Below are 3,469 nucleotides of genomic sequence, written 5' to 3'. Positions count from 1 at the left end.
TTTAACTCGATCCATAACTTCCTTTGCCTTCTCGCGATCGCAATCAGCAATAGCCTCCCGCATATCGTCAGCCAGTTCCTTGGCTCGGCGCTGATTTGCATAGTTTTGAAGCTGTGACGGATTCGGTGACGGATTCGGTGACGGATTCGGTGACGGGTCAGGATTGACGGCTGGCAAGGGTTCTGGCTCCGGTGACGGATGTGACGGATAAAAGTCTATATCGCCTTGGATATTTTCTTTGTGCGCCACTCCGTCAATCCGATCGGAGGTTGGATTACCATCAATTATTTTTTCCACCTGAATAAGAGGTTTATCCGTCACACCCGTCACATCCTTTACAGAGCAAGGGTTCTGACCCGTCACACTATCCGTCACTGACCCGTCACCGAATCCGTCACAGCGAGATTGAAGTTCGTAATCGTAGGTTGGAATGTGTGCATCAGCCTTTGTTCGCAGTCGGATACCTTTGATGACTTTGCCGACCCTCGTGTGGATTTTTTCGACTTGCCAGCCGAGAATCACGCTTGCCAACTCAACTAGATTAGGACTGAAATTTTTTACTGCCTGTGCTTTGTGTCCTTGGTCGGAGCAGTAGAGGTCATAAGCTTGATAAAGTGACCCCTCGGCACAAGCAGAGTCGCCGATGGAAGTTTGTCCCAATGGATCGTAAATAAGTCTGTCATTAAGGAACCCAGCAATACTGTCCTCTCGAATTTTGTTTTCCCAGCCCTGGAGATTGATTTCTGGAATTTCAACAACGCCCCGCAGGGTGCGTTCGACCCAAGTATCATCCAGCGATAGCAGGTAATTGGTGAATGCCGCCAGTTCAGGTTCAAAGGTGCTATCGAGGTCGCGGCGACTGCCTGCCGCTACTACAGCGTTAAACGGCACGGGGATGATGCGGCGGGCCATGCCGCTAGAATTGTCCGAACCGAAAATGGGAAAGTTTGAAGCGACCGCCACCATGCCACCAAACTTAAACTTAAAGGGCTTCTTGTTTTTTTCCTCGGCCCGCAGCCAGTCGCCTCCGGTTACTTGCTTGAATTTGCTTAAGTGTCTCGCTCCCCTGTCTTCGTCGGGGAAGAGTAGTAGCCGTTTTTCGTAAGCTTGGGCCACCTCAAATCGATTTCCGCTCCATTCGTCTAAGGTGCTGCTGTGGGTGTTTTCTACGCCAATCAGGGCGATAATTAGGCGACAAAAACTGCCTTTGCCGCTGCCGCCGATGCCGATTAGGTGCAAGGCTTTTTGGAGGTCGGCGCGACCCTTCAGGACTGCGTTACAGAATGCTAACAGTAGGTTTTTTATGTGCTGGTTCCCTTGCGTCGCAAAGTCCATCCAGTCTTCAATTTTTTGCCAATCTGAAGCTAAAGTGCAGTGAGCGCGGGGTAGCGTCCAAGTAAAGTGATATCCCGGCGAGTGGGGTAAAAGTTTGCCCGTGGTTATCTCTAAAGCCCCGTTTGTAAACGGAATCAAGTCGGTGCGCGATTTCCACTGCCGTTCGATTAAATTGTGCCGCAAGAAACGTACCGTTGCTCCGATATAAGCTGGTGGCAAGTCGGTCAACCCCTTTGACTTCACAATCTGGTATACGACCGATTCGATATATTCATCGGTCTCTGGCGACCAAATTCCCGGAGAATCGGCTTCGTACCGATACCAGCAAAGATTCGTATTGTTGAATTTTAATCGATCGCGGTAGTCCTCGGCGATTTCCCTCGCGATCGCGTCGGCACTGGGATGCTTTGTTTTTCTCCTGCTATCACTTGTGTCGCGTGATTCAGTGCCACCCTCTGTCGCTTTCATCAGGATTGCCCTGAAAGCCTCAATCCCGTTCTTTTGGATGAAATCATCCATCCCTTTACCGTCCTCGTGATTCCATTTACCCGTAACTGACAATACCTCACAGCCGCAAGCTTTCAGGTGTTCTGTCAGACGTTTTTCGGCGCGAGCAACATTTTTTACGGTTTCCGGTTTTTTTACCGGATCGTCGGAGTCAAAGGCAATGATAAAGTTAAAACCAGCTTCAGCCAACCGTTTCAACCCTGGTACTAAATCGGGTTCCCCTTTTTTCTTCGGAGTCAAAAACATCGTCACGCCAACCCCCGCAACAGTCGGAATATCGTGTTGGCATCCCATTATTGCTTTGAACCCACCCTCTGTGATGAGTAGGTAGGGTTTGCCGTCAATAGTGAAGCATCGGGCCTTAAGCGCGTCCAAATCTGCCCAGTATGCTTTGATTTCAGGATGTTTAGCGAGAAAAATGTCATATTCTCCTTTGCCAGTACGGTATTTCGGCATCTTGCCATCGGATGAAGCCCAAGGGTTATCGGGGCGAAATTGCCACTGACCGTACTCATCTGATATCAGCATAATGCCTGCTGATTTTGCCTCATATCCCAACATTACCGAAGCTTTCGGGATGTCGCAGGTCTGACAGCTAGCCTGCGCCCATTCAGTTTTGATCGCACGCCTTGCAACGATCTGATATTCGTGATCTTCGCTTAATTGTGAATAATTGTTACCGACAGAGTTGATGGATGTACCAAGAGTAGATATACTATACATAACGTTCTCCAAAGTAGTTATACAAGGAGAGTCGCTATGCTCAAAGACGAGGAACGCAAAATCCGCAAAACCCAAAAATTAAAAAAATTGAGTTGTAGGACTTTAAATTTTTTGCCGCTGGCTACACGATCGAGTTAAAGTGAATCTAGTTAATTTTGTTTTGTCGCGTTCCTCGTCAAAGGCTTCGCGGCTCTTTTTTTTGCCCGCCGGGTGCAGGCGGACTAACCTTTGCAGGGAGCATTAATCAGTCCTGACTCCGATTATAATCCAATAATAGGTAATGTGAATCGGAATCCGCAATGTTTGAAAAACCTGTTTGAGCGCGGCTTACTCGCGCTTTTATACGAGAAAATATTCCTAACCCCTATAGGCTTCCGAAAGTCTTTTATACATCAAATAACTATCCGAATAACATGGAAACCTATAGGTCTAAATTATTTCCATCCTGTTTTAGGTGTGCCTCATTACCGTGCACTACCACACCTAGCCATTATAGGCCTCCGAAAACATTACGGTGAATTACCGACCTAAATTACACATCTCTCAATTTTTCCTAAACCCTATAGGTTTGCTTGTGTTTTTCTCCACTAATTTTGCATTCGTACTTCAGTATTTAAGTGTATTTTCTGGCGTAGCCGCCCAACTTGGGCGGCTAGATGAAAAAATAGACTAGAAAAAGGAAGTGCAAGCCTCAAAGTATGTCGAGGTCAAAGTAAAAATACTCAAATCAAAAAAAAACCTAGGCAACTAAACCTAGGTCTTCTATTACTTACAGGACTTGCTCGCGTAAATTACTCGCGCAAACAAACGTCGGATATTCTGTCAGCCCAAGTGTGCTTTTTTCTGTAAAAATCACCTCGCGGCGGTGGGAACTCCCCTTCATAAGCAAACAGGCTCGACCAAG

The 3,469-nt window shown here is 47.2% G+C and carries 1 protein-coding gene; it reads right to left on the bottom strand.

The annotated features are described in order from the left end of the window. On the bottom strand, positions 1-2,565 hold a 2,565-nt coding region (locus QUB06_RS34245; protein ID WP_333439251.1), incomplete at its 3' end, for a phage/plasmid primase, P4 family. Positions 2,566-3,469: the final 904 nt, after the last annotated feature.

The sequence above is a fragment of the Microcoleus sp. D2_18a_D3 genome, from assembly GCF_036702455.1.
In the GTDB taxonomy this organism is placed as follows: Bacteria; Cyanobacteriota; Cyanobacteriia; order Cyanobacteriales; family Microcoleaceae; genus Microcoleus.
The sequence above is the reverse complement of the archived record's forward strand: the minus strand, read 5'-3'. Positions and strand labels throughout refer to the sequence as shown.